General features: G+C 67.3%; 23 protein-coding genes and 1 tRNA gene. 7 read left to right on the forward strand and 17 right to left on the reverse strand.

Going from position 1 to position 23,935, the window contains the following annotated elements; genetic code table 11:
* Positions 1-192: 192 nt before the first annotated feature.
* The 8 genes from FBZ87_RS28350 to FBZ87_RS28385 all read right to left on the reverse strand — a co-directional run bounded on the left by FBZ87_RS28350 (position 193) and on the right by FBZ87_RS28385 (position 7,595).
* A complete protein-coding gene (locus FBZ87_RS28350; RefSeq protein ID WP_040845399.1) occupies positions 193-621 on the reverse strand; it encodes a DUF1489 family protein in 429 nt (142 codons plus the stop codon).
* Positions 622-854: 233 nt separating this feature from the next.
* Entirely contained in the window at positions 855-1,196 is a 342-nt protein-coding gene (locus FBZ87_RS28355; protein WP_145613931.1) for an acyl carrier protein, read from the reverse strand.
* A gap of 175 nt (positions 1,197-1,371) precedes the next feature.
* On the reverse strand, positions 1,372-2,331 hold the full coding sequence (locus FBZ87_RS28360; protein WP_145613932.1) for an ion channel: 960 nt from the start codon (positions 2,329-2,331) through the stop codon (positions 1,372-1,374).
* Positions 2,331-2,936, reverse strand: a complete 606-nt coding sequence (locus FBZ87_RS28365; RefSeq protein ID WP_145613933.1) for a 2-hydroxychromene-2-carboxylate isomerase — start codon at positions 2,934-2,936, stop codon at positions 2,331-2,333. Before FBZ87_RS28365 ends, FBZ87_RS28360 begins: the two co-directional genes overlap by 1 nt.
* A gap of 101 nt (positions 2,937-3,037) precedes the next feature.
* Positions 3,038-4,225, reverse strand: a complete 1,188-nt coding sequence (locus FBZ87_RS28370) for an acetyl-CoA C-acyltransferase (protein WP_145613934.1) — start codon at positions 4,223-4,225, stop codon at positions 3,038-3,040.
* Positions 4,215-4,844, reverse strand: a complete 630-nt coding sequence (locus FBZ87_RS28375; RefSeq protein WP_186455038.1) for a TetR/AcrR family transcriptional regulator — start codon at positions 4,842-4,844, stop codon at positions 4,215-4,217. The genes FBZ87_RS28370 and FBZ87_RS28375 overlap by 11 nt, the downstream gene beginning before the upstream one ends.
* A gap of 133 nt (positions 4,845-4,977) precedes the next feature.
* Entirely contained in the window at positions 4,978-7,263 is a 2,286-nt protein-coding gene (locus FBZ87_RS28380) for an NADP-dependent malic enzyme (RefSeq protein WP_145613936.1), read from the reverse strand.
* A gap of 247 nt (positions 7,264-7,510) precedes the next feature.
* Positions 7,511-7,595: transfer RNA gene (locus tag FBZ87_RS28385), tRNA-Leu, on the reverse strand.
* 189 nt (positions 7,596-7,784) lie between these two features.
* Here FBZ87_RS28385 and lipB point away from each other — a divergent pair.
* Positions 7,785-8,510 carry a lipoyl(octanoyl) transferase LipB gene (gene lipB, locus FBZ87_RS28390; RefSeq protein WP_145613937.1) on the forward strand — a complete coding sequence of 242 codons (726 nt, stop codon included), beginning with the start codon at positions 7,785-7,787 and terminating at the stop codon, positions 8,508-8,510.
* A 165-nt stretch (positions 8,511-8,675) separates the two neighbouring features.
* A complete protein-coding gene (locus tag FBZ87_RS28395) occupies positions 8,676-9,383 on the forward strand; it encodes a hypothetical protein (RefSeq protein ID WP_211107292.1) in 708 nt (235 codons plus the stop codon).
* A 33-nt stretch (positions 9,384-9,416) separates the two neighbouring features.
* Here FBZ87_RS28395 and mscL read toward each other — a convergent pair whose 3' ends face one another.
* The 7 genes from mscL to FBZ87_RS28430 all read right to left on the reverse strand — a co-directional run bounded on the left by mscL (position 9,417) and on the right by FBZ87_RS28430 (position 16,586).
* On the reverse strand, positions 9,417-9,818 hold the full coding sequence (gene mscL, locus FBZ87_RS28400; RefSeq protein ID WP_145613939.1) for a large conductance mechanosensitive channel protein MscL: 402 nt from the start codon (positions 9,816-9,818) through the stop codon (positions 9,417-9,419).
* Positions 9,819-10,023: 205 nt separating this feature from the next.
* The gene (locus FBZ87_RS28405) at positions 10,024-10,833 is read right to left on the reverse strand and encodes a CheR family methyltransferase (protein WP_145613940.1); all 810 of its coding nucleotides are present in this window, start codon (positions 10,831-10,833) and stop codon (positions 10,024-10,026) included.
* A complete protein-coding gene (locus tag FBZ87_RS28410) occupies positions 10,830-12,056 on the reverse strand; it encodes a protein-glutamate methylesterase/protein-glutamine glutaminase (protein WP_145613941.1) in 1,227 nt (408 codons plus the stop codon). Before FBZ87_RS28410 ends, FBZ87_RS28405 begins: the two co-directional genes overlap by 4 nt.
* A 20-nt stretch (positions 12,057-12,076) precedes the next feature.
* The gene (locus tag FBZ87_RS28415) at positions 12,077-12,442 is read right to left on the reverse strand and encodes a response regulator (RefSeq protein ID WP_004272883.1); all 366 of its coding nucleotides are present in this window, start codon (positions 12,440-12,442) and stop codon (positions 12,077-12,079) included.
* A 53-nt stretch (positions 12,443-12,495) separates the two neighbouring features.
* The gene (locus FBZ87_RS28420; RefSeq protein WP_044559593.1) at positions 12,496-12,987 is read right to left on the reverse strand and encodes a chemotaxis protein CheW; all 492 of its coding nucleotides are present in this window, start codon (positions 12,985-12,987) and stop codon (positions 12,496-12,498) included.
* Entirely contained in the window at positions 12,984-15,659 is a 2,676-nt protein-coding gene (locus FBZ87_RS28425; protein ID WP_145613942.1) for a hybrid sensor histidine kinase/response regulator, read from the reverse strand. Before FBZ87_RS28425 ends, FBZ87_RS28420 begins: the two co-directional genes overlap by 4 nt.
* 291 nt (positions 15,660-15,950) lie before the next feature.
* A complete protein-coding gene (locus tag FBZ87_RS28430) occupies positions 15,951-16,586 on the reverse strand; it encodes a histidine phosphotransferase family protein (RefSeq protein ID WP_145613943.1) in 636 nt (211 codons plus the stop codon).
* Positions 16,587-16,793: 207 nt separating this feature from the next.
* Between FBZ87_RS28430 and FBZ87_RS28435 the strand changes: the two genes are divergently transcribed.
* The 4 genes from FBZ87_RS28435 (at position 16,794) to FBZ87_RS28450 (ending at position 19,817) form a co-directional block, all read left to right on the forward strand.
* Positions 16,794-17,009, forward strand: a complete 216-nt coding sequence (locus FBZ87_RS28435) for a DUF3553 domain-containing protein (protein ID WP_145613944.1) — start codon at positions 16,794-16,796, stop codon at positions 17,007-17,009.
* 233 nt (positions 17,010-17,242) lie between these two features.
* A complete protein-coding gene (moaA, locus tag FBZ87_RS28440) occupies positions 17,243-18,292 on the forward strand; it encodes a GTP 3',8-cyclase MoaA (RefSeq protein ID WP_145613981.1) in 1,050 nt (349 codons plus the stop codon).
* A gap of 160 nt (positions 18,293-18,452) precedes the next feature.
* Positions 18,453-19,325, forward strand: a complete 873-nt coding sequence (locus FBZ87_RS28445) for an NAD kinase (protein WP_145613945.1) — start codon at positions 18,453-18,455, stop codon at positions 19,323-19,325.
* A gap of 18 nt (positions 19,326-19,343) precedes the next feature.
* Positions 19,344-19,817, forward strand: coding sequence for a GNAT family N-acetyltransferase (locus FBZ87_RS28450; RefSeq protein ID WP_211107294.1), 474 nt, complete (start codon positions 19,344-19,346; stop codon positions 19,815-19,817).
* A 28-nt stretch (positions 19,818-19,845) separates the two neighbouring features.
* Here the strand turns inward: FBZ87_RS28450 and FBZ87_RS28455 are convergent, their stop codons facing one another.
* Complete coding sequence (locus tag FBZ87_RS28455) at positions 19,846-20,706, reverse strand: N-formylglutamate amidohydrolase (protein ID WP_145613946.1); 861 nt, start codon at positions 20,704-20,706, stop codon at positions 19,846-19,848.
* 194 nt (positions 20,707-20,900) lie between these two features.
* On the opposite strand from FBZ87_RS28455, the gene FBZ87_RS28460 reads away from it, so the two are divergent.
* Complete coding sequence (locus FBZ87_RS28460; protein WP_186455039.1) at positions 20,901-21,917, forward strand: M14 family metallopeptidase; 1,017 nt, start codon at positions 20,901-20,903, stop codon at positions 21,915-21,917.
* Positions 21,918-21,929: 12 nt separating this feature from the next.
* Here the strand turns inward: FBZ87_RS28460 and FBZ87_RS28465 are convergent, their stop codons facing one another.
* Positions 21,930-23,720, reverse strand: a complete 1,791-nt coding sequence (locus tag FBZ87_RS28465; RefSeq protein WP_246134655.1) for a hypothetical protein — start codon at positions 23,718-23,720, stop codon at positions 21,930-21,932.
* Positions 23,721-23,935 lie beyond the last annotated feature (215 nt).

Genomic DNA, 23,935 nt, shown 5'->3' on the forward strand with positions numbered 1-23,935 from the left:
CCAGAACTCAGGGATCGCTTCGCCGTCGCGCCGTTCGTTGTCGCCCGCCGCGTCGGTGAACGGGGTTATAGTGACCTCACCCACGCCCTGTCTACTGCTTTTTTCGCCTGACCCTCACTTTTTTCGAAACGCGGCGTAGCCCCTATTCGAAAACCAGCCCAAAGCCCGCAGGCGGCCAGGAGAAGCAATGGCTTAGGCCAGACCCAGCTGGCGCAGCTCCGCCAATATATGGGGCGGCAGGTCCTGCCCGCCGCCGCCCGCCTGGTCCAGATCGGGCGGCGCGTCCTCCGGCTTCAGGTAGCGCCACCCCTGGAAGGGGCGCTTGGGCTGGGGCACGGTTTCCACCAGTTCGGTATCCAGCAGCATGCGGCAGACCTCATCCCCCTCGGGCGAGCGCATGAGATCGAAACCGACGAAACGGGCGCGGCAGCACAGGATGCCCTTCACCACCCAATAGAGGGAGCCGCCGTCCAGCAGCTCCGCCGTGCGCGTGGGCATGCGGCGGGTATAGGTGGGAACCACCCGGTGACCGTGCCAGTCCATCTGGTTGCGGTTGCGCCAGTCGCGCATGTCGGCAAGGTCGGGGGCGCCCACGGCAAGGCGCAGCATATGAAGGGGCATGATCTCAACAAGGCCGGTGTCTATCGGGGGGTTGAGACTACGAGCTTAAGCCTGGGGGTCAAGGCGGCCCGTCACAGGGACGCCATGGTAAAACCCAATCAGCGGCATGAGCCTTGTCATGCCGCTGTAGTCCGGGACTGTGGGCGCCGGAGATTTCCGGGGAGCGCCAGCGGACTGGAAAGCGAGGAAGCCAAGCGGCGGGATGGCCGCGCCCGGCATTTGAGGGAATAAGATCAAGCCCCGACCGAGGCGTTCATGGCGCGGCACTTGGCCTCGAAGCCATCGGAGATGAATTCCGGGCGCTTGAACATGCCCTTCAGCCACGCGGCCAGCAGGCACAGCTCTTCGAGTTTCAGCACCTCATCCAGGGTGCCCTGAGGGAAGCGGATGGCGAAGCTGTCGGCGACGGTGTCCAGCACCTCTTCCACCTGCTCGATGCTGAGACCGCAGTCGGTCTCCAGCACGGCGGTGCGGGTCAGGATTTTCTCGTCGACGCCGTAGTCGTCGCGGATCAGCTTCACGATCCAACGGAATAGGTGCATCCAGTTGGTGACGCCCTCGATCGACCGGCTCACGGCATCCCGCCCCTCAAGTTAGGTCCGCGCTGAGGTGGCCCCGGAAGCGATGTGCTCCCGCCCCACACGGCTGTCAGGTCCCACCCCTATCAGAGAAGCGTTAAGACTTTTTTGACGTCGGCACCAGTGATGTTTCTTCCGTGATAACGGCCGCGCCCTGGCCCAAACCCGGTTGTCAGCGGTCGGGCGGCCGGCGGCTGCTGGAATAGCTGAAGATGGCGTTGAATCCGAACAACAGCAGCAGCATGCCGACGATGACCTCGGCCGCCACGATCAGGCGGATGAAGCTGCCCACCGGCACGATATCGCCATAGCCCACGGTCGACAGGGTCACGACGGAGAAGTAAAGGCTCTCCGCAAATCCGATCTTCTGCGGCGCGCCGCCGATCATGAACTGGCTGACGGGGGAGAAGCGGTCCACCACCGTGTAGAGGGCGGCGAAGACGATCACCAGCAGGGAGTAGAAGGTGAAGAAGGCGAAGGCCGGCTCCGCCAGGCCGGCCACCTGCTCGAAAAACTCCTCGAACAGCAGGCCCGTCTCCAGCAGGAGCACCACCACATCGTAGCTGACCAGCAGCACGATGAAGGCGATGAAGCCCATGGCGGCAAAGAAGGCGTCGCGCACCACGGGCTGGGGCGTTTCAGGGGTCAGCAGGAAGGTGGCCGCGCCCACCAAACCCAGCGGCACCACCCAGCCGAAAGCGCGGCCGAAGCGGCGCAGGTCACGCCGCCTGGCGTTGCCCTCCGGCCGCGCCTGGACGATGGCGCGAATGCCTTGGCGCCGAATCACCACGCCGGCCAGGAACGCGGCCAGTGGCAGGACGAAGCCCAGCCCCAGCAAGCCGGGCGGCAACTGTGAGAAGTGCGCCTCGACGAAGAACTCGAAGATGATGGCGTAGATGCCGACGAAGTTTGCCAAGCCGATGGTGAAGAAGCGGCTGCCGGGGAACAGCAGGTGGCAGGTGCCCACCACCACGACCACAGCCCCCAAGAGCGCCAGCATCAGGCCCGGATCCGCCCCCTGGATGGTAAGCGAGATCAAGGCCAGCAGGCCCACCGTCAGGACGATGGGCGTCACCAGGGTGCGCTTGCGCCGCCGCCGGGGAGCAACGGGGCGGGGGGTGGTCGCGGTCATCACCAGCCGCCCTGCGCCAGCCAGCGTTCCACCTGCACCAGGCGGTCCGCCCCCCAGAACCCCTCCCCATCCACGAAGATGAAGGGGGAGCCGAAGACGCCCCGGGCCATGGCGGCGTCGGTGGCGGCGCGCAGCGCGTCCTTCACCGCCGGCTCCTGCAGGCCGGCCTTGAGGCTATCCGCATCCATGCCGATGCCGGTGGCGACATCCGCCACCGCGTCCACCCCAGAAATGTCCCGCCCCTCCTGCCAGTGGGCGCGGTACAGCGCCTTCGCCAAGCTCCGCGCCAGGCCAACATCCCGGGCGGCCGCCCAGTAATAGGCGCGGGAGGACGCCACGGCATTGATCGGCATCACCTGTGGCCACACCAGCGGCAGGCCGTAATAGCGGGCGGAGCGCATCACGTCATGCCGCAGGTAATCACCCTGCAAGGGGCGCAGCACCGTTGCCGTGACGCCCGTGCTCTTGAACACCGCCCCCAGCAGGATGGGATGCCAGGCGACGGCGCGGCCATGGCGGGCCGCTAGTTCATCAATCGCCATGGCGGCGAAATAGCCGTAGGGCGAGGCGAAGTCGAAATAGAAGTCCAAGGGCTGCGCTGCCATCACAGGTCCCCTCCCCCAATGTTATTCGGGCGGCCGCACCCCTCGGCACGGCCGCCCGCCAGTATGCCCACTCGCCGGATCAGGTCCAGCGTGGATGGGTGTCAGTTGAGACGTTCGACGGCCACGGCCGTGGCTTCGCCGCCGCCGATGCACAAGGACGCCACGCCCCGGGTCTGGCCGTAGCGCTGTAGTGCCGCCAGCAGGGTCACCAGGATCCGCGCGCCGGAAGCGCCGATGGGGTGGCCCAGGGCGCAGGCGCCGCCATGGACGTTGACCTTCTCGTGGGGAATGTCGAATTCCCGCATCGCGGCCATGGGCACCACGGCGAAGGCCTCGTTGATCTCGAACAGGTCGACATCGCGGGCGGACCAGCCGGTCTTGGCGAACAGAGTCTCGATGGCGCCGATGGGGGCGGTGGTGAACCAGTTGGGCGCGCGGGCGTGGCTGGCATGGCCGACGATGCGGGCCAGCGGCGTGAGGCCGCGCTTCTCCGCCACACTGGCGCGGGTCAGCACCAGGGCGGCGGCACCGTCGCTGATGCTGGCACTGCTGGCCGCCGTCACCGTGCCGTCCTTACGGAACGGGGTCTTCAGCGTGGGGATCTTCTCCGGCTTGCCCTTCAGCGGCTGCTCATCCCGGCTGATGACGACATCGCCGGCCTTGCCCTTCACCGTGACGCCCACCGTCTCGCCGTCGAACCAGCCGCCTTCCACCGCAGCCTTGGCCCGGCGCAGGCTTTCGATGGCGTAGGCGTCCTGCATCTCGCGGGTGAACTGGTAGTGGCTGGCCGTGTCCTCCGCGAACGTGCCCATGGCGCGGCCGCGGTCGTAGGCGTCCTCCAGCCCGTCCAGCGCCATGTGGTCATAGATGGTGGCGTGGCCGTAGCGATAGCCGCCGCGGGCGCGATCCAGCAGATAGGGGGCGTTGGACATGCTTTCCATGCCACCGGCCAACGCGATATCGACGCTGCCCGCCACCAGCAGGTCATGGGCCACCATGGCCGCCTTCATGCCGCTGCCGCACATCTTGTTCAGGGTGCTGCACGGCACGGACTGCGGCAGGCCGGCTGCCAGCGCCGCCTGGCGGCCAGGCGCCTGGCCCTGGCCGGCCTGCAGCACGCAGCCCATCACCACCTCATCGATGGCGTCGGGCGCCAGGCCCGCGCGCTCCACCGCCGCCTTCACGGCAGCAGCACCCAGCTGGGCGGCCGGCAGGCTGGACAGGTCGCCCATCATGCCGCCCATGGCGGTGCGGGCGGCGCTGACGATGACAATCGGATCACTCGACATGGTTCATCTCTCCCGTTTGATTCTGTGAGGTGCCCAAGGCGCCGTCCACCTGGACGCGCCAGGCACGGCGGACGAAATCCAGGCCCTCCGGCTCACCCAGCAGGCGGCAGGTCATGGTCTGGGCGAAGGCGATACCCACCATCTGGAACGCGAACAGGGTGCAGTCGAGGCCGGGGCGGAAATGCCCCGCCGCCACCGCCATGGCGGCCCCCTGCCGGATGAAGGCGCGCAAGCGGCGCTGGGCGCCGGCTATCTCATCCCGCAGCGGTCCCGGCCGGTCGTCCAGTTCCAGGCTGGCCGCCTGGATGGGACAGCCGCCCGGAAAGGGGGGTGACCGGTTCCAGGCCCACCAGCCCTCGGCAAAAGCCTCCAGCCGCGGCAGGCCGCGCGGCAGGTCCAGCACCGGCCGGATGACATGGGTGGTGAAGCAGGCCTGGGCCTCCTGCAACACCGCCACCTGCAGCTGTTCCTTGGACCCGAAATGGGCGAACAGCCCGCTTTTCGACAGACCGGTACGCTCCGCCAACAGGCCGATGGTGAGACCTGACAGTCCATCCGTACTCATGAGGCTCAAGGCCTCACCCAGGATGGCGGCGCGCGTGCGGACACCCTTGCTCATGAGCGAAAAATAAACGAACGATCGTGCTATTGTCAAGGCAAGGGCCCTGCGCCGAAAAGCGAAGACCCGTCCCGGATCGCTCCGGGACGGGTCTTCACCGCTGTCAGCCAGGGGGTGCCCCGGAGGGCCAGGATCAGGCGTCCTCGCCCGCCTCATGCATCTGGGCATCGACCACGGCCAGGGCCGACATGTTGACGATGCCACGCACGGTGACCGAGGGGGTGAGGATGTGCACCGGCTGGGCGGCGCCCAGCAGCACAGGTCCCACCGGCTGTCCCTCGCCCAGGGTCTTCAGCAGGTTGAAGGCGATGTTGGCGGCATCGCGGCTGGGCATGATCAGAAGATTGGCCATGCCCTTCAGGCGGCTGTTGGGGAACACCCGATTGCGGATGTCTTCGGAAATGGCGCTGTCGGCATGCATCTCGCCCTCAACCTCCAGCGTCGGGCACTGCTGCTCGATCTTGGCCAGGGCGGCCCGCATGGTCAGGGCCGAGGCGTCGCCGTGGCTGCCGAAGTTGGAGTGCGACAGCAGAGCCACCTTGGGCACCACGCCGAAGCGCCGCACCTCCTCCGCCGCCAGGGCCGTCATGGCGGCGATCTGATCGGCCGTGGGTTCCGGCGTCACATAGGCGTCGGCCAGGAAGAAGGTCCCCTTGGGCAGGATCAGCACCGACAGGGCGGCGGGAATGGTGGTGCCCGGCTTCAGCCCGATGACGTCCAGCACATGCTTCAGGTGCCAATCATAGAGGCCGACTGTGCCGCCGATCATGGCGTCGGCGTCGCCCTTGCGCACCATCATCAGGCCGATGACGGTGGTGTTGTTGCGCACCACCTGGCGGGCGCGGTCCGGGCTGACGCCCCGGCGCTCCATGATGGCGTGATAGCTCTGCCAGTAGTCGGCATAGCGCGGATCGTTCTGCGGGTCGACCAGCTCGACATCGCGGTCCAACTGGATGCGCAGGCCCAGCTTCTCGATACGGCGCGCCACCACCTCGCGCCGGCCGATGAGGATGGGCTTGGCCAGGCCGTCATCCACCACGAACTGCACGGCGCGCAGCACCCGCTCCTCCTCGCCCTCGCAATAGACCAGGCGCTTGGGCGCCTGCTTGGCGCGGGAGAACACCGGCTTCATCAGCAGGCCGGAGCGGAAGACGAACTGCGACAGCCGCTCGCGGTAGGCGTCGAAATCGGTGATGGGGCGGGTAGCCACACCGCTGTCCATGGCCGCCTTGGCCACCGCCGGCGCGATCTCCAGGATCAGGCGCGGGTCGAAGGGCTTGGGGATGATGTTGTCGGGGCCGAAACCGGCCTGCTGGTCGCCATAGGCGGCGGCCACCACATCATGTTGTTCCGCCATGGCCAGGCGGGCGATGGCCTCCACCGCGGCGATCTTCATCGCCTCGTTGATCTGGGTGGCGCCCACGTCCAAGGCACCGCGGAAGATGAAGGGGAAGCAGAGGACGTTGTTGACCTGGTTGGGGTAATCGGAGCGCCCGGTGGCGATGATGGCGTCAGGCTGCGCCTCGCGCGCCTCTTCCGGCATGATTTCCGGGGTGGGGTTGGCCAGCGCCAGGATGACCGGCTGGCCCGCCATCTTGGACACCATGGGCTTGGTCAGCACGCGCGGGGCGGACAGGCCCAGGAAGATATCGGCCCCGTCGATGATGTCGTCCAGCGTGCGGGCGTTGGTCTTCTTGGCGTAGCGGGCCTTGCGCGGGTCCATCAGCTCGGTGCGGCCGTCATAGACCACGCCCTTGATGTCGCTGACCCAGATGTTGTCCACGGGCATGCCCATGTCGACCAGCAGGTCCAGGCAGGCCAGCGCGGCGGCGCCGGCGCCGCTGGCCACCAGCTTGACCTCATCGATCTTGCGGCCGCGCAGCTTCAGCGCGTTGGTGATGGCGGCGGCGACGATGATGGCGGTGCCGTGCTGGTCGTCATGGAAGACCGGGATCTTCATGCGCTCGCGCAGCTTGCTTTCCACGTAGAAGCATTCCGGCGCCTTGATGTCCTCAAGGTTGATGCCGCCGAAGGTCGGCTCCAGTGCGGCGATGACCTCGACCAGCTTGTCGGGATCCTTCTGGTCGATCTCGATGTCGAAGACGTCGATGCCGGCGAACTTCTTGAACAGGACGCCCTTGCCCTCCATCACCGGCTTGGCGGCCAGCGGACCGATGTCGCCCAGGCCCAGCACGGCGGTGCCGTTGGTGATGACGGCCACCAGGTTGCCGCGCGAGGTCATCTGGCTGGCCTCGGCCGGGTCGGCCACGATGGCCTCGCAGGCGAAGGCCACGCCGGGCGAATAGGCCAGGGCCAGATCGCGCTGTGTCGCCAGGGGCTTGGTCGGCGTGACGGCGATCTTACCCGGCGTCGGCAGCCGGTGATAGTCAAGGGCGGCTTCGCGAAACTCGTCGGACATGGGGCCGGTCTCTTCTGCGGGGGACTGGGTCGCGAGCGGCGTCACGGTGCGCCGATGCTTCCACGGGCGTCGTAAACCGTTCGGTCTGCTTTCTGCTTAAGGCGGGGGGGCCGGCATTGTCCAGAGGCCATGGGCACTATGGTGCCATTCGACGTCGGCGCGCCCACCTGCCATGCGCGGAACCGGCGGCAAGCGGCCATCCGGAAACGCGAAAGGCCGACCCCAAGGGGGCCGGCCTTTCAGGTGATGGTGCGGTCAAGAAGACTCGAACTTCCACGGGTTGCCCCACAGCGACCTCAACGCTGCGCGTCTACCAATTCCGCCATGACCGCATCATGTCAGAACCTCGTCGGCAAGGGCTTGCCAACGGGTGAACGGGGGAATAGCAAATCGCCGATCCCATAGCAAGCCCTCGTGTGGCCCCATCGGGATCGGGACACACTATATAAAGGCGTGACCCTGAAAAGACCCCGGCGCCGCACCCGCCGGAGCCGCCTTAGCACGACAGGTAAGCAACCGCGATGTCCCTGCCCCTGACCGAAACCGACGCCCGTCCCGTCTCTCCTCCCTTGGCCGGCCCTGAATGGCGCATCAGCGACCAGCCGGTGCCCTACCCCGAGGCGGTGGCCGCCATGGAGGAGCGCGTGGCCGCCATTCGCGCCGGCACGGCGCCCGAACTGGTGTGGCTGCTGGAACACCCGTCGCTGTACACCGCCGGCACCAGCGCCAAGGCGGAGGATCTGCTGGACCATGGCCGCTTCCCCGTGTTCCAGACCGGACGCGGCGGGCAGTACACCTACCACGGTCCCGGCCAGCGCGTGGCTTATGTCATGCTGGACCTGGTGAGGCGCGGGCCCGACGTGCACCGCTATGTCACCAATCTGGAGGAATGGATCATCCGCACCCTGGCCCTGTTCAACATCAAGGGCGAGCGGCGCTGCGGCCGGGTGGGCATCTGGGTGGACAAGCAGCCCTATGGCGGGCTGCCGGGGCAGGAGGACAAGATCGGCGCCATCGGCGTGCGCGTGCGCCGCGGGGTCACCTTCCACGGCATTTCCCTGAATGTGGATCCGGATCTCAGCCACTTCGGCGGCATCGTGCCCTGCGGCATCACCCAGTTCGGCGTCACCTCCATGCACGCCCTGGGGAACCTGGTCAGCCTGCACGAGGTGGACGCGGCGATGCGCGACGCCTGGAACGGCGTGTTCGAGACCCCCGGCCCGGCTGTGGAGGCGTGTACCCGGTAACAGGCGCCCCGACTACCTATTTAGGGCTTAAACCTGCGATAGTTGGACCTCCGCCCCGCTGCCACGCATAATTGAAGCAGTATGGCAACGGCGGGGGACGCCATGGAAACCGCGATCGCTTCTGGGCCTGTCGCAACGGCCAATCGGCACACTTTCTATGTGGCCATGGCTGCCGTCTTCCTGGCCATCGCCTTTGGCGGGTTCACCCCGACCTATTGGCGGCCGGTGCTCAGCGGCACCTTCCACCGGCCGGCCATCGTCCATATCCACGGCTTCGTCCTGTTTTCCTGGTGCTTGTTCTATTTCGCGCAGACGCTGCTGGCGGCGCGGGGCCGGACACCCGACCACCGGAGCTGGGGCTTGGCCGGCATCGCCCTGTTCAGCGTGATGATCTGCACCATCCTGGCCAGCCAAGTCGCCGTGCTGAACCTGTACGCCCAGCTGGGGTACGGCGACGCGGCCAAGCGCTTCGCCGCCGTCTCGCTGACGGCGCTGCCCCTGTTCATCGCCGTCTTCGTGCTGGCCATCGTGATGGCTCGACGACCGGAGGTGCACAAGCGGCTCATGATTCTGCTCATGGCCCTGCTGATGCAGCCGGCCATCGCCCGCGTTTTCGTGGCCCTTCTGGCACCGCCCGGGGCGGCGGCGGAGGGCCCGCCCCCGCCGCCGTTCGTGGCAATCCCGCCCGGCCTGGTTGCCGACCTGCTGCTGGTCGTGGCCCTGGTTCATGACTGGCGGACGCGGGGACGGCCTCATCCCGTCTATGCCTATGGCTTGCCGCTGGCCATCCTGAACCAAGTGGCCATGGTGCCTATCGCCGGCAGCGCCACCTGGATGACCCTCATGGATGGTTATACGAAGCTGTTCGGATAAGTGCCGCCCGGGGGCACGGGGTTAGTCCCGGGGTCAGTTCCTGGCCTTCAGCAGGTCGCGGATTTCCTCCAGCAGCACCTCCTGCCGGGGCGGGGCGGAAACCGCCTTGGTGCGGAAGCGGTTGACTTGCTTCACCAGCAGGAACACGGCGCCGGCGACGATGAAGAAGCGGATGACGACGTTGATGAAGACGCCATAGTTGACGGTGGCGGCACCCGCGTCCTGCGCCGCCTTCAGGTTGGCGTAATGCTCCCCGTTCAAGGCCAGGAAATAGCTGGAGAAGTCGATGCCGCCCATGAGATAGCCGATGGGGGGCATGATCAGGTCATTGACCAGCGAATTGACGATGCCGGTGAAGGCGGCACCGACGATGATGCCGACAGCCAGGTCGATGACGTTGCCCCGGCTGATGAACGACTTGAATTCTTCCCACATCCTCGCGTCCCCTTTATTCGCGCGGTCCCGGTTGCGCGGGCCGCTTCATGGGTTGGTGGATGCAGTATGCAGACAGCGGGCCGCCAGGGTCACTACCCACAGGATGTAGGCGGCCCCCGCGAAAGCCCGATCAAGGAAAGGGCCGGTCCCGTCGCTGGGCCGGCCCCTGCCATGAAGCGATATCTCCGACCCTCAGGCCCCGCCCTTAGGGCAGGACGTACAGGCCGCGCTGGCCTTCCATGGGCTTGAACCTGTCGGTGATGCCCAAGACGGTTTCGGCGCCGCCCAGGTACAACACGCCGTCGGGCGGCATCTGCTTGGCGATGGCCTCCAGCACCTTGGTCTTGGTCGGCTGGTCGAAGTAGATCAGCACGTTGCGGCAGAACACCACGTCGAACTGGCCCAGGGGCGACAGGTCGGTCAGCAGGTTGTATTCGCGGAAGGTGGCCATCTGCCGGATCTGCGGCGACAGCTGCCATTTGTCGCCGGTCTGCTTGAAATACTTCACCAGCATGGTGATGGGCAGGCCGCGCTGCACCTCGAACTGGGTGTAGATGCCGGCGCGCGACTTCTCCACCATCTCCGACGACAGGTCGGTGCCCACGATCTCGATGCGCCAGCCGTTCAGGCGGACGCTGTCCTCCGACAGCATCATGGCCAGTGAGTAGGCCTCCTGCCCGCTGGAGCAGGCGGCCGACCAGATGCGGATGGATTTCTTGGCGGCCCGGCTTTCCAGCAGGGCCGGCAGAACCACCTGCTTGAACTGGTCGAAGGGCTTCTGGTCGCGGAAGAAGGACGACTCGTTGGTCGTCATCGCCTCCGTGATGTCCTTCAGCAGGTTTTCGTCCTTGCGGGCGCGAACCGTGGCCGCCAGCTCATCCAGCGTTTTCAGGTTCCACTTCCGCGCTACGGGCATGAGGCGCGATTCCAGCAGGTAGGCCTTGTCCTTGGTCAGGACCAAGCCCGAACGCTGCTTCAGCATCGTGCAGAACATGTCGAAGTCTTCGACCTTCATGCCGCCGTCCTCAGTGCGATCTTGCGGATAAACGGACCGATCTCCTTCAAGGGCAGGATGGAACTGCACAAGCCCGCCATTGCCACGGCGCCCGGCATGCCCCACACCACGCTGCTGGCCTCGTCCTGGCCAACAACCATACCCCCGGCCTGGACCACCTGGTCGCAGCCGCCGCGACCGTCATGCCCCATGCCGGTGAGGATGACCGCCAACACCTTACGCCCATAAATCTTAACAATACTGCGCAACATCGGATCGACCGCCGGCCGGCAGAAATTTTCCGGCGGATCCTTAGTCAATTGCGCGGTGGTCACGCCGTTGCGCGACACCAGCAGTAAGTGGTTGTCGCCCGGCGCCACATAGGCGCGGCCACCGACGATGGGTTCCCCGTCCTTGGCCTCCGCGCACTCGATCCCGCACTGGCGGGTGATGTGCTCGGCCAGGATGGTCGTGAAGGTCGCCGGCATATGCTGGGTGATCACGATGGGCTGCTGCAGCCCGCCACGGAAATTGGCCATCACCTCGAACAGGGCCTGCGGCCCGCCGGTGGAACTGCCGATGGCGATGATGTCCGGCCGGATGTCGGGCGCCGGCCGCAGCACCACCGGGCCGTGGTCCAGCAAGCGGCTGCGGATGGGTGACGGTGCCGCGGGCGCCGCGGTGCCGGCGGGAGCCGCCGCCGGCGCGGCGCCGGGAATGGGTGCCACGACGGGGCGTGGAGCCAGCGGCCGTGAGGGCGCGCCCTTGGACGGATCGGCCCGGCGAGCGGCCTCGCCCAGCGCCTGGACCTTACTGACCAGCTCCGCCTTGAAGCTTTCCGCGCCCGTCAGCTCCCGCGTCGAGGACGGCTTGGTGACATAGTCTGAGGCACCAGCGCGCAGGGCCCGCAGCGAGATGTCGGCGTTCTTGGCCGTCAGGGTCGAGGCCATGATGACCTTGACCGCCGGATCGGCGGCGATCAGCTGCGGCAGGGCCGTCAGGCCATCCATCACCGGCATCTCGATGTCCAGGACGATGACGTCCAGGGTCTGACGCTGCAGGGTGTTGATGGCCATCTGGCCGTTGGCCACGGAAGCGACGACACGGATGGTGCCGTCACCCTCAAGGGTACGCGTCAGCAAGCCACGGATGACCGCCGAATCGTCCACGACCATGACCCGGTACGGCTCGGTCGTGGAGGCCGCCGAAGACGCGGCCTGAGGTCGTCCGGGGATATCGTTCATGATCTTATGGTTCCCGGGCGTCAGAGAAGCCCGACCTGCTGGAACTTGGTTTGGATGATCTCGCTGTCGAAGGGCTTCATGATGTACTCGTTGGCCCCGGCCGACAGCGCCTCCTGGATGTGGGCCAGATCGTTCTCGGTGGTGCAGAACACCACCTTGGGCGTCTGGCCCCCCGACATCTTGCGCAGACGCCGCAGGAACTCGATGCCGGTCATGACCGGCATGTTCCAGTCCAGCAGGATGGCGTCCGGCATGGACGCCGCGCACGCTTCCATCGCCTGCTTGCCATCCTCGGCTTCTGAACAGGTGAAGTTCAGCTCTTCCAGGATCTTGCGCGCGACCTTGCGGACGACGCGGCTGTCATCGACGACCAGGCAGGACTTCATGCAAAGGACCTCGGTTGCTAAGCGCTCGAAAGCACCGGTGGGTTAAGCCAGGCTCAGGCGGCTTCGGTATTAGCGAAATTCAACAACCGCGACACGTCAAGCACAACGAGAAGATTTTCCCGCAGACGATAAATACCCGTGGACACTTCGCGCCAACGCGCGTCCATCGTGGCGGGCTGGCGCTCGAAGTCATCCGAGGTCAGGCTCAACACTTCACCGACGCTATCGACCATCAGGGAGTAAAGCTCTCCCTTGTGATCCACGACGATGCTCATGCCGGGCTTGTCCGCCGCCCGCGGCGGCAGGCCCAGGCGCAGGCGCACGTCGATGGCGGTGACGATGCGGCCGCGCAGGTTCAACGAACCGGCAACCTCCGGCGGCGCCAGGGGGATGCGGGTGATGCGTTGGGGACCCAGCACGTCCTGCACCTGCAGGACCGGGATGCCGAACACCTGGTCGGCGATGGTCATGGTGACGAAGTCTTCGTTCTTGACGACCGCGACTTCGGTGCTGGCGGTGCGCTTGGCGGGCAGGTTCGTACTCATGCGGCACCCTTGGTCTCGGAGATGGTCTGCTGCAGCGTGAAGAGAAGCGCGTCGCGGTCGAACTTCGCCACATAGTCGGTGAAGCCGGCCTGGCGACCGCGGTCAAGGTCGCGCGGGGTGGCGTGGCTGGACAGGGCCACCAGCGGCACGTTCTGCCAGCGGCTGTTGCCACGGACGGCCTGGGCGAACTCAAGCCCGCTCATGCCCGGCATCTCGATGTCACTAACGATGACGTCGAAGTCCTCGCCCGATTCACAGAGGCCCAGGGCCTCATCCGCGCTCTGCACCGCCGTGACGTCGTAACCCGACACGGTCAGCAGCGGGGTCAGCAGATTGCGGAAGAAGGGGCTGTCGTCGACCAGCAGCACCTTGTGCAGGCGCTCGTCCTCGAAACGGTCGGTGGCGTTGCCGAACCAGTCGCGGAAGGCCTGGGTCAGGTAGAAGCCGGCGTCGATGACGTCCGTCGCCTTGTCGGCGATGATGGCGCTGCCCATGAAGCCGGCGCGTTCCGTGCCCAGTTCCACCTGCAGGCGGTCTTCGACGATGTCGATGATCTCGTCCACCACAAGGCCCATCGAGCGGTCGCCGTCGGCGAATACCAGCACCGGCTGGCGCTTGTCGCGCTGGACCTGCCAGGACGGGTCGATGGGCACCAGCGGCATCAGCTTGCCACGGTACTGCACCACCGGCTGGCCGTTGGAGGCCTCGACCTGGTTGAGGTCGATGTCTTCCAGGCGGGCCACCAGCGACAGCGGGACGGCCTTGGGCGCGCCGTCGCCGGCGCGGAACAGCAGCAGGGCCATGCGGTCGTCCTGACGGGTGGACTGCTTCGCCTCCGCGGCGGCGGCGGCGGTGTCGTGCATGCCCCCCGCGATCTCACCGGAGAAGCTGGCGATGCCGTTGGGGTCCAGGATCATGATGACGGAGCCGTCACCCAGGATGGTGTTGCCCGAGAACAGCTCGATATGGCGCAGGATGGGGGCCACCGGCTTGACCACGATTTCTTCCGTGTCGAAGACGCGGTCGACGATGATGCCGAAGGTGTAGTTGCCGACCTGGGCCACCACGATGAAGGTCTCGCGGTTGTCCTGGTCGCCGTCGCCCAGCTTCAGCAGCCGTTCCAGGCTGACCAGCGGCAGCAGACGGTTGCGCAAGCGCAGGACCGGCGTGCCATTGATGCGCTCGATCTTGTGCTCGCTGTCGTTGGCGGCGCGCACCAGCTCGATCACGCTGATCTGCGGGATGGCGAAGCGCTCGCCGCCGCATTCGACGACCAGGGCCGAGACGATGGCCAGGGTCAGCGGGATCTTGATGGTGAAGGTGGTGCCGCGGCCCTCGACGGACTTCAGCTCGATGGTGCCGCCGATCTTCTCGATGTTGGTCTTCACCACGTCCATGCCGACGCCGCGGCCGGAAACGCTGGTGACCTTGGCGGCGGTGGAGAAGCCGGCCTTGAAGATGAACTGCTGGATCTGCTGGTCGGACATGCCGGCCAGCTCGGCCTCGGTGGCCAGGCCGTTCTGCAGGATCTTGCGCTTGATGGCCTCGATCGCCAGGCCCTTACCATCATCGGAGATCTCGATGATGATGTGGCCGCCCTCATGGAAGGCGTTCAGCGTGACGCGGCCGGTCTCGGGCTTGCCCTTGGCTACGCGCTCCGCCGGCAGCTCCAGGCCGTGGTCGGCAGAGTTGCGGACCATGTGGGTCAGCGGGTCCTTGATCAGCTCCAGCACCTGACGGTCCAGTTCCGTCTCGGCACCCAGCATCTGCAGGTCGATCTTCTTGTGCAGTTCGTGCGCCAGGTCGCGCACCAGGCGCGGCAGCTTGGCCCAGGCGTTGCCGATGGGCTGCATGCGCGTCTTCATGACGCCTTCCTGCAGCTCCGACGTCACGTGGTTCAGGCGCTGCAGCGGGACCGCGAATTCGCTTTCCTTCTGGCTGCGCAGGATCTGCAGCAACTGGTTGCGGGTCAGCACCAGCTCGGAAACCATGGTCATCAGGTTTTCGAGCAGATCGACGTTGACGCGGATGGTCTGGTTGGCCAGGGACGACTCGCCATCACCACCACCGGCGGCGGCGGGGGGCGGCGGGGGCGCTGCCTGGGGGGCGGCCGGGGCCGGGGCCGGCGGGGCGGCCTCCGCCACGGGCGCCACTTCGCGGGTGGTGGCGGCCGCCGGCACCGACGGCGCGGCGGCCACGGGGGCCGGCGGCGGCGGGGCCACGGGTTCCGGCACGGGTTCGGGCGCCGGCGGGGTCGGTGCGGCGGCGGCAGGGGCGGCCGCGGCGGGCGCCTCCCGGCCTTCCGCCAGCGCGTTCAGGCGGTTGATCAGATCTTCGTCGTTGCCGGCCGGCTCGGCCTCGGTCTTTTCCAGAACCAGCAGGATCGACTTGATGGCGTCCAGGGATTCCAGGATCAGCGTGACCGCGTAGGGGCTGACGTTAAGCTCGCCATCGCGGAAGCGGCCCAGCACGTTCTCCGACGCGTGGGCCACCGCCTCCAGCCGCGGCAGGCCGAGGAAGCCGCACGTGCCCTTGATGGTGTGTACCAGCCGGAAGATGTTGCTCAGCAGGCTGGGATCATTCGGGTTCTGCTCAAGCCGCACCAACTCAACGTCCAAGACCGCGATATTTTCATTGGTCTCGGTCAGAAATTCGCTCAGCAGATCATCCATGGTCCACGTCCCGTTGCCATGCGCGTATCGAAGCCGTCCCGACGGGCGGCCCCGTTTGGAATAAGGTTTAAGCCCCCAACCCCGCCCCACATCAAAACACCCGGCCAAACCCCTTCGGCCGTGATGGGTGTCCTAATAGTGACAGGGGGCGCCACTCCCTACACCCATCTTTTCCAGAAAGACGATTAAGAACACGTTACTCCTGCGAGATTGATGGCGTGCCCCGTGCGACAAGACAAGCGATAAACGCGTTAAGGTTCGCTATCGGCGTGAAACGGCACCCGGCCCCCGTCAGCCGGCCCGTCTCTCCAGCCAGAAACGCAATGCTTCCGCACCTTTGGCCTCGGTGACGATGCGCCAGCCGCACTGTTCGGCGAAGCGGCCGGTGACATAGGCCTGCACGCTGCGCGGGGTCAGGTCCGCTTGCGCCACGGCCCCGTCCAGTGCCTCGCGCACCTCGTCGCGCAGGCTGACGGTGCGCCCCTCGGCCGACACCGAGAGCGCCGCGCCGCCTGCCCCGGAGGCGACGGTCACCACCCCGCCGTGAGGCATGGCCTCCTCCGCCAGCAAACCCAGGTTCAGCGCCAGTTTCAGCACGCCGTCGTCAGATCCGGGCATGACGTCGGCAGGCCAGTCCAGGCGCGTGCGCCCACCCCGAAACCAGGCGCCCAGCACCGTCCGCGCCTCGGCCGCGGTGAAGGCGCTGCTGTTTCCGGCCGCCCCGTACGCCAGGCGGAACAGGCGCAGGCGCCGAGCCGCCTGGTCCGCGCTGTCCGCGATCAGGGACATGGCCTCGTCGGCCATGGATTGTCCCATCTCCTCAATAAGTTCGACGCCATTGCCGATGGCGCCCACCGGGCTGATCAAATCGTGGCAAAGGCGGGAGCAGAGCAGCTCGACAACGTGCAGTTCCAGGGAGACCGTCATTCGTATGGGCCTTGTTTTGGGGCCTTGTCCGGGCGGCGTGGCGGTTCATAGTGGGCACGGCGCAGCATAGTGGACGTCCGGCCGGATGGCAGGGGTTTAGCGAAGCGCCCGCCCAAGAACAAACGGATAAGGGCAAAAGGATAGGTGACGCTTTTTTTCGCCGCTGCCGGTGCCCACCCCACCCTCTAGCCCTAGGATATACGCCCCATGCCCCCCTTCACCCCCGAATCAGGTGCGGCCGCGGCACTGCTGACCCCCGGTACCTACGTCGTGCATGCGGGCCGGCCGGACTGGGGCCTGGGACAGGTGCAGTCGGCCGTGGGCGTGCGGGTCACCGTCAACTTCCCCCACGCCGGCAAGCAGCTGATTGATGCCAGCGTCGTGCCCCTGCGGGTGGTGGAACCGGAAAATTGGACGCCCTGACCGCCCGGCCACCCGGCCATGGCCCCTCATCGCAGCTTCCATCGCGCCGTTGCCGCCATCACAGCATCGCGGGGGCTGCATTGCTATGGTTGCCGCACCATATTTGCCGTAGATGAGGGAGGGGATGCGCCGCCGCGGGGCGGGCGGCTCCCTGAGCGGCTTGGTTGAGGACGGTTGAGACGATGGCGGACGGCGCCCTGACACCCATGGCCAACGGGACCCCCGGCACGATGATGCCGGCGAGCGGCCGGTCGCCACTGGTCGATCCCTTCGGCCGGTCCATCCGGTACCTGCGCGTTTCCGTGACCGACCGCTGCGACTTCCGCTGCGTCTACTGCATGGCGGAGGAGATGACCTTCCTGCCCAAGGCGGAAGTGCTGTCGCTGGAAGAGCTGGAGCGGCTGTGCGGCGCCTTCATCCAGACGGGCGTGCGCAAGCTGCGCCTGACGGGGGGCGAGCCCCTGGTGCGCCGGGGCATCATGGACCTGATCCGCCGCTTGGGCCGCCACTTGGATACCGGCGCCTTGGACGAGCTGACGCTGACCACCAACGGCAGCCAGTTGGCCAAGTACGCGACCGAACTGTACGCCGCCGGGGTGCGCCGCGTGAACGTCAGCCTGGACACGCTGGACCCCGACCGCTTCCAGGCCATCACCCGCTGGGGCAAGCTGGCCCCGGTGCTGGATGGCATCAAGGCAGCCAAGGACGCCGGCCTCTCCGTCAAGATCAACTGCGTGGCCCTGCGCGGGGTGAATGACGGCGAGGTGCACGACCTGGTCGCCTGGTGCGGGCGGGAGGGTCATGACCTAACCTTCATCGAGGTCATGCCCCTGGGCGACATGGACAGCGGTGACGCCGGGGGTGCCAACCAGGGCGGCACGGTGCGGGCGGACCAGTATTGGCCCCTGTCCATGCTGCGCGCCGAACTGGCCAAGCGCTGGACCCTGACCGACCTGCCCATCAGCACCGGCGGTCCCGCCCGCTATGCCCGGGTGGCGGAAACCGGCGGCCGCGTCGGCTTCATCACCCCCATGACCCATAATTTCTGCGAAAGCTGCAACCGGGTGCGGCTGACCTGCACCGGCATGCTGTACATGTGCCTGGGCCAGGACGACGCCGCCGACCTGCGCGCTGTGATGCGTGGCGCGCCCGGTGACGACGACGCCCTGCTGGCCGCCATCAAGGAGGCCATCGCCCGCAAGCCCAAGGGCCATGACTTCATTATCGACCGCCGCCAGAAGGCGCCGGCCGTCTCCCGGCACATGAGCGTCACGGGCGGCTGAGGCCGGCACCACCTTCGCGATCCATTCTCAAAGACACCGGTTTCCGGGGCAGCTGGGCATTTCCTTTGCCCGGAGCAATCCGTTAAGGTGTGCGTCCGTTTCGGTCAAAAGGCCCGCCCTTCCCTCCCTCCCCCGAGTCCTGGACCCAGGCGAAAGCGCCATGCTCGACGAACCCACACGCCCCGCCGCCTCCCCGCCGGGCCCAGCCGGCCAGGCGCCCGTCCCGGCAGCGGCGGAGGCAACCGCGCAATGCGCCCCGGTGCCCCTACCCGCCAAGCCGGGCTTCTGCATCGTGGCGGCGGAGACGCCGGAGGCGGAGGCCGCGCGCGCCACATTGTCGGAGCGCTATCGCACCGTGCGGGCGGAGGACGCGGACGTCATCATCGCACTGGGCGGCGACGGTTTCCTGCTGGAAACGCTGCACCGCCATCTGCCCTTGTGCAAACCCGTCTACGGCATGAACCGGGGCTCAGTCGGCTTCCTGCTCAACAACTTCAGCCCCCGGGGCCTGACCGACCGCGTGCGCCGGGCACAGCGCGTGGCGCTGAACCCGCTGCGCATGGTCGCCGTCAACGCCCAGGGCCGGCATGAGGCGCTGGCCTTCAACGAGGTGTCGCTGCTGCGTGAGACGCGCCAAGCCGCCAAGCTGCGCATCAGCGTCGATGGGGTGGAGCGCCTGCCGGAACTGGCCTGCGACGGCGCCCTGGTGTCCACCCCCGCCGGCAGCACGGCCTACAACCTGTCGGCCCATGGCCCCATCGTGCCCCTGGGCGCCGGCATCCTGGCGCTGACCCCCATCAGCGCCTTCCGCCCCCGCCGCTGGCGCGGCGCTCTGCTGCCCCACACCGCCAAGCTGCAGTTCGACATCCTGGAAGGCGCCAAACGCCCCGTCAGCGCCGTGGCCGACTTCACCGAAATCCGCGACGTGGCCCGCGTGGAGGTCTGCGAGGACCGCAGCGTGGCGTCCATCCTGCTGTTCGATCCGGAGATGAACCTGGAGGAACGGATTTTGAAGGAGCAGTTCACACCTTAGCTGGACCTGGGCCCTCTCATGACATCCATGGCCGGCACCGTGATCCGGATGAGGCGCTCGCTTGATGGGCCATTGCCCGCCCCGGCTTGGCCGGAGGGTGTACGGCTTACTTCCTTCTCCCCCATGGATGCCCCGGAGGCACACGCCCTCTTCACCATCGGCTACGCCAACGGCGGAGGCGGCGTGGGCGGCCTCGACGATTGGTGGACCGACCTTTCCACGGACGGCGAGTACGATCCCACGCTGCTTTTCCTGGTGAGGGATTCAGAGGATCGGTTGGTCGGAGCCGCGCAATGCTGGACCAGCGCCTTTGTGAAGGATCTGGTGGTCCATCCCCTATGGCGCCGTCGCGGTATCGGCCTCGCGCTGCTGTTCCATGTCTTCGCCTCTTTCCGGGAACGGGGAGCGACTGCGGTGGAGTTGAAGGTGCTGCGCGACAACCCACGCGCCCTCGGCCTTTATGGCCGCGCCGGAATGACCGTAAGGGACTGACAGTCCGGCTTTCCGCATGGCGGCCCTGCTACTCCGCCGCCATACGCCGGTCGCCCACGCGGGCCAGGGCGAAGGCGTGGATGGCGCGCATCAGGTCTTCCAGGTCGTGGGACAGGCGCCAGTAACCGTCGTGCCGCTCCAGCGTCTCCTCATCCATGTACAGGCGCCGATCGATCTCCAGCTGCAGGCTGTTGCGGCCGCGGGTGGGGATGCCGTAGCGGCGCACCAGCTCAACCCCCTTGTAGGGATCGTTGTGGCGCACCCGGTAACCCATGCCGCGCAGGGTGGCGGCCACGAAGCGGGTGAAGGATGGGTCGCAGCAGGCGCCGTCCCGGTCGCCCAGCACAAAATCGGCGCCGGCGTCGCCGGTACCCAGGGTCGGCATGGAGTGGCAGTTGATGTGCCAGACCTGGCCGAAGCGGGCGTGCAAGCCGTCCAGCGCCGCCTTCAATTGGGCGTGATAGGGCCGCCAGTAGCGCTCAATGCGGGCCTGCACCTCCCTCACCGTCAGCTTGGCGGCGTACAGCGCCTCCCCCGGGCGGCTGACGGTGCGTATCAGACCCATGCCGTGGCGGCTTTTCTCCGATGGGTTCAGCGGGCCCGGCCAGGAGTCCGCCAGGCAGGCCGGGTCGATGTCGTCCTCCGCCCGATTGACGTCGATGTAGCTGCGCGGGAACAGGGCCTGCAGCAACGTTGCGCCCAGGACCGGGGCACGGGCGAACAGCTCGTCCACATGCGCGTCTTCCGACTGGCGCAACAGCATGAGCGGGCAGCGGGGGCTGAAGCCCAGGGGATAGGCGGACCCGCTGTGGGGCGAGTCATAGACGACGGGAACGGGCGTGCCTTCCGGGTCATGGCGCACCAGCACATCATCTATGATGAATTTCATGCCAACCTCACAACCGCCGATGACGGCGGCAACAAAGCCAGCCGTCATAAGCTTTTACCATAGCGCAGGCTGGGGCATCCCGTCCCTTTCCTTGACGCGTCGGACCCGTCACTATTGCTCAACCAGCCCAATACGGAAAAGGCGGCCATGGTTCCAAGGGGTTCGGACCCGACAGTCAGGGATGGATGCTCGTGATGTGGGACCGGTTCAGCCAGCCCCCCGGCCCCGCCGCGCCCGAGCCGCCGCTGGCCATGCCGGACCTGCGCGCCCACCGTACGGGCAACACCGGCGTTCCCTATGTCTGGCGGTTCGAAGCCAAGGGCGAGGGCCCCCACGTCGCCGTCGTCGCCCTGATGCATGGCAACGAGCCTTGCGGCGCCGTGGCCCTGGATCGGCTGTTGCGCCGGGGGTTGCGGCCGGCGCGCGGCACCTGGACCCTGGCCTTCGCCAACACGGATGCCGCAGCGGGCGGCCGCCTGTTCGGGCCGGCGGGGACGCCGGCGCGCTATCTGGACCGCGACATGAACCGCCTGTGGGCCGGCGTCAGGGCGGAGGTGCCCGCCCGGGGCCCGCCGCCGGTCTACCCACAGGGCCGGGAACAGGCGCGGGTGGCGGCCATCGCCCCTTGGATCCTAACGGCGGACCTATTGCTGGACCTGCATTCCATGCAGGTGCCGTCGCCCGCGCTGACCCTATGCGGCCGCTCCCCCCGCGCCCGCGCCCTGGCGGTGGCGCTGGCCGATCCCGGCTGGGTGGTGGCGGACGATGGGCATGCCGACGGCATGCGCCTGATCGACCATCCCCGCTTCTCCGCCCCGGGCAGCAGCGCCGCCGCCATCCTGATGGAATGCGGCCAGCACTCGGCCCCGGCCGCCGGCGTCCAGGCCTGGCGCGGCCTGATCCGCTTCCTGGCGCAGTCGGAAACCCTGGACGCCGCCACCGCCCGCACCCTGCTGGCGGAGGCGAACGCCCCCGCCACGCCCGCCAAGCCCACCGTGGTGGACGTGACCCACGTCATCCAGGCGGAAACCGATGAGTTCGCCTTCGTGAAGCAATTCCAGGGGCTGGAGCGCATCGCCGTTGGCGGCACCCTGCTGGCCCTGGACGGCAAGCGCGCCCTGCACACGCCCTACGACGACTGCGTCCTGGTCATGCCCACGCGCACCCCGCGCCGGGGACAAACCACGGTGCGGCTGGGGCGGATTGTGTGACGCGGTCGCAGATCACATGAACTGGGCACGGTTCAGCAGGTCGTAGAAATTGCGCAGCACGGCGGCCTTCTCGGCCTCGGTGGTTAGCCCTTCGACGAATTTTGTGTCGAAGTTGGGCTGGCGCAAATGGCTGATGATCTGGTCGCGCACGATGCGCCGCGCCTTCGGGCTGGCCAGCACCTCCGCCCCAGCGAACTGCACCAGGCGTGTGGCACGCACCCGCAGGCTGGCGGACGGGTCGTCCAACCGCTCGATCACCCGCCCGTCGACGATATAGGTTGCTACCAGGTCATCCAGGCGCGCGCCCAGCTTTTCGCCCATGTCGCCCGGCAGGGCGTCGCCCTCCGTCACCAGGCGATAGAGCGCGGCGCTGGCCTCCATCTTCGGCTTCAGCGGCAGGGTGCGATCCACCAGGTCGTTCAGTCCGCCCACGCGGTTGGCGATCTCCAGCGCCTGGGCGGCGATGGCGGCACCGTCCTTGGCGCCCACGTCCGACCGCGCCAGACAGGCCAGGTAGACCAGCCGCTCCGCCCCCGTGGGCAGCAGCTGCAGCACCGATTCCAGTGCCAGCCGGCGCCCCTCGGCCCCGCCTTGCTCGATGAAACGGTGATAGCCCATCAGCACCGCCTCGGCCATCGCCGGGCCGCCCAGCAGACCGTCGGGCCGCATCAGCCGGTTGACCAGGTTGCGATACTTGGCGATCTGGTGCAGCGGCTCGCCATGCGACAGGCGCTGGGTGCCCCGCACCTGGCGGCGCAGGAAATCCAGCAGTACCGCGCGGGTCTCGTTGCCATGGGGCCCCGCCGCCCAGCGGCTGATGGCCGCCGTGCAGGGCGGCGACATCTCGACCCCCTGGGGCTCGAACGTGCCGCCGATCAGATCGATCATGCGGTTCAGGGCCGTCATCAGGTCCGGCTGGCGGCCCAGCATGTCGCGCACCATGTCGGGCGCGACCAGCACATCGGCCAGCAGCTGGTCCAGCAGGGCCGCGTCGTCGGCCGGCAGGCTGTCGTCCGACGCCAGGTCGATCAGCAGTTCTGCCTTGCCCAGCAGGCCGCGGATGTTCACCAGGTCGCGGCAGACGATGACCTTGCCGAGATAGGCAGCCTCTTCCGCCGCCGCGTCGGGGCTGGCGGCCGTGGCCGTGCCCAGGATCTCGTCCACCTGGCGCATGGTGGCGGCGAAGCCGATTTCCTTCGGGTAGGGCAAGGCGCGGTTGGCCACCGCCTTCTCCGCCCGCTGTCGCAATTCCTCCAGCACGCCCAGGATGACGTCGCGGCGGGCGCGGCTATCCTCTCCCGTCTCCTTGCTTTGCAGGGTGGCGATGCGGCTGACGGCGTTGGGGACCAACGCCTCGAAGTTCAGGACGCGCTTGGCCTCACCGGCGTTGTGCAACAACTCGGACGCGGTGACGCCTTTCTCATCCAGATACTGGCGCAGCACGCGGGAGATCAGCACCCGGCTGTCGAAGGCCAGGTACTCCTGCGGCATCTTGCAATAGTGCGCCTCCTCCACCGGGACCGGAGCAATGGGACGCTTGGGTTCCTGCCGGTATTCCGTATGGATGATGGTATCGACGGTCTCCCCGCCACGGCCGGGGCGCACGAATTCGCGGATGATGCGCACGCCGGTGCGGTTGGGTAGGATACGCGCGGCCAGTGCCCGCGCATCCTCCTCCTTGCGGCAGATCTGCTCGGTGATCCAATGGTCGTCCTTCAGGTATTGCACCTCGAAGGAAACGCCACGCGGCTCGCTCAACGGCGGCGGTCTGTCCGCCTTGTCCTGCAGCAATCCCAAGACCATCGCCCGCCCCGATCGGCAATAGCGCCCATGGGACGGGAAGCCCCTCCCCGTCCTCGCCAGGCCATCTTCCGGCCCATTGGCAGCCCCGCCCCTAAGCCGAACGCACCACCGATGTATGGATGCTGCCTAAAGGGTGACGCCGCCCAAGTGGGTAGTCAACCGAATGATGTATGCCGGCCGGGGGAGAGGTGCGCTTTTTTACCTCGATTGAACAG

This window comes from Nitrospirillum amazonense (assembly GCF_007828035.1).
Classification (GTDB): Bacteria; Pseudomonadota; Alphaproteobacteria; order Azospirillales; family Azospirillaceae; genus Nitrospirillum; species Nitrospirillum amazonense.

What these genes read in the sequence shown, in the direction of transcription:
- FBZ87_RS28455 (WP_145613946.1), bottom strand. Translation starts at nt 20,706, where the DNA reads ATGAAATTCATCATAGATGATGTGCTGGTGCGCCATGACCCGGAAGGC.
- moaA (WP_145613981.1), top strand. Translation starts at nt 17,243, where the DNA reads ATGCCGGCGAGCGGCCGGTCGCCACTGGTCGATCCCTTCGGCCGGTCC.
- FBZ87_RS28445 (WP_145613945.1), top strand. Translation starts at nt 18,453, where the DNA reads ATGCTCGACGAACCCACACGCCCCGCCGCCTCCCCGCCGGGCCCAGCC.
- FBZ87_RS28430 (WP_145613943.1), bottom strand. Translation starts at nt 16,586, where the DNA reads ATGACGGTCTCCCTGGAACTGCACGTTGTCGAGCTGCTCTGCTCCCGC.
- FBZ87_RS28410 (WP_145613941.1), bottom strand. Translation starts at nt 12,056, where the DNA reads ATGAACGATATCCCCGGACGACCTCAGGCCGCGTCTTCGGCGGCCTCC.
- FBZ87_RS28370 (WP_145613934.1), bottom strand. Translation starts at nt 4,225, where the DNA reads ATGTCGAGTGATCCGATTGTCATCGTCAGCGCCGCCCGCACCGCCATG.
- FBZ87_RS28420 (WP_044559593.1), bottom strand. Translation starts at nt 12,987, where the DNA reads ATGAGTACGAACCTGCCCGCCAAGCGCACCGCCAGCACCGAAGTCGCG.
- FBZ87_RS28465 (WP_246134655.1), bottom strand. Translation starts at nt 23,720, where the DNA reads ATGGTCTTGGGATTGCTGCAGGACAAGGCGGACAGACCGCCGCCGTTG.
- FBZ87_RS28450 (WP_211107294.1), top strand. Translation starts at nt 19,344, where the DNA reads ATGACATCCATGGCCGGCACCGTGATCCGGATGAGGCGCTCGCTTGAT.
- lipB (WP_145613937.1), top strand. Translation starts at nt 7,785, where the DNA reads ATGTCCCTGCCCCTGACCGAAACCGACGCCCGTCCCGTCTCTCCTCCC.
- FBZ87_RS28405 (WP_145613940.1), bottom strand. Translation starts at nt 10,833, where the DNA reads ATGAAGGTCGAAGACTTCGACATGTTCTGCACGATGCTGAAGCAGCGT.
- FBZ87_RS28365 (WP_145613933.1), bottom strand. Translation starts at nt 2,936, where the DNA reads ATGGCAGCGCAGCCCTTGGACTTCTATTTCGACTTCGCCTCGCCCTAC.
- mscL (WP_145613939.1), bottom strand. Translation starts at nt 9,818, where the DNA reads ATGTGGGAAGAATTCAAGTCGTTCATCAGCCGGGGCAACGTCATCGAC.
- FBZ87_RS28350 (WP_040845399.1), bottom strand. Translation starts at nt 621, where the DNA reads ATGCCCCTTCATATGCTGCGCCTTGCCGTGGGCGCCCCCGACCTTGCC.
- FBZ87_RS28380 (WP_145613936.1), bottom strand. Translation starts at nt 7,263, where the DNA reads ATGTCCGACGAGTTTCGCGAAGCCGCCCTTGACTATCACCGGCTGCCG.
- FBZ87_RS28425 (WP_145613942.1), bottom strand. Translation starts at nt 15,659, where the DNA reads ATGGATGATCTGCTGAGCGAATTTCTGACCGAGACCAATGAAAATATC.
- FBZ87_RS28435 (WP_145613944.1), top strand. Translation starts at nt 16,794, where the DNA reads ATGCCCCCCTTCACCCCCGAATCAGGTGCGGCCGCGGCACTGCTGACC.
- FBZ87_RS28360 (WP_145613932.1), bottom strand. Translation starts at nt 2,331, where the DNA reads ATGACCGCGACCACCCCCCGCCCCGTTGCTCCCCGGCGGCGGCGCAAG.
- FBZ87_RS28395 (WP_211107292.1), top strand. Translation starts at nt 8,676, where the DNA reads ATGGCTGCCGTCTTCCTGGCCATCGCCTTTGGCGGGTTCACCCCGACC.
- FBZ87_RS28375 (WP_186455038.1), bottom strand. Translation starts at nt 4,844, where the DNA reads ATGAGCAAGGGTGTCCGCACGCGCGCCGCCATCCTGGGTGAGGCCTTG.
- FBZ87_RS28415 (WP_004272883.1), bottom strand. Translation starts at nt 12,442, where the DNA reads ATGAAGTCCTGCCTGGTCGTCGATGACAGCCGCGTCGTCCGCAAGGTC.
- FBZ87_RS28460 (WP_186455039.1), top strand. Translation starts at nt 20,901, where the DNA reads ATGTGGGACCGGTTCAGCCAGCCCCCCGGCCCCGCCGCGCCCGAGCCG.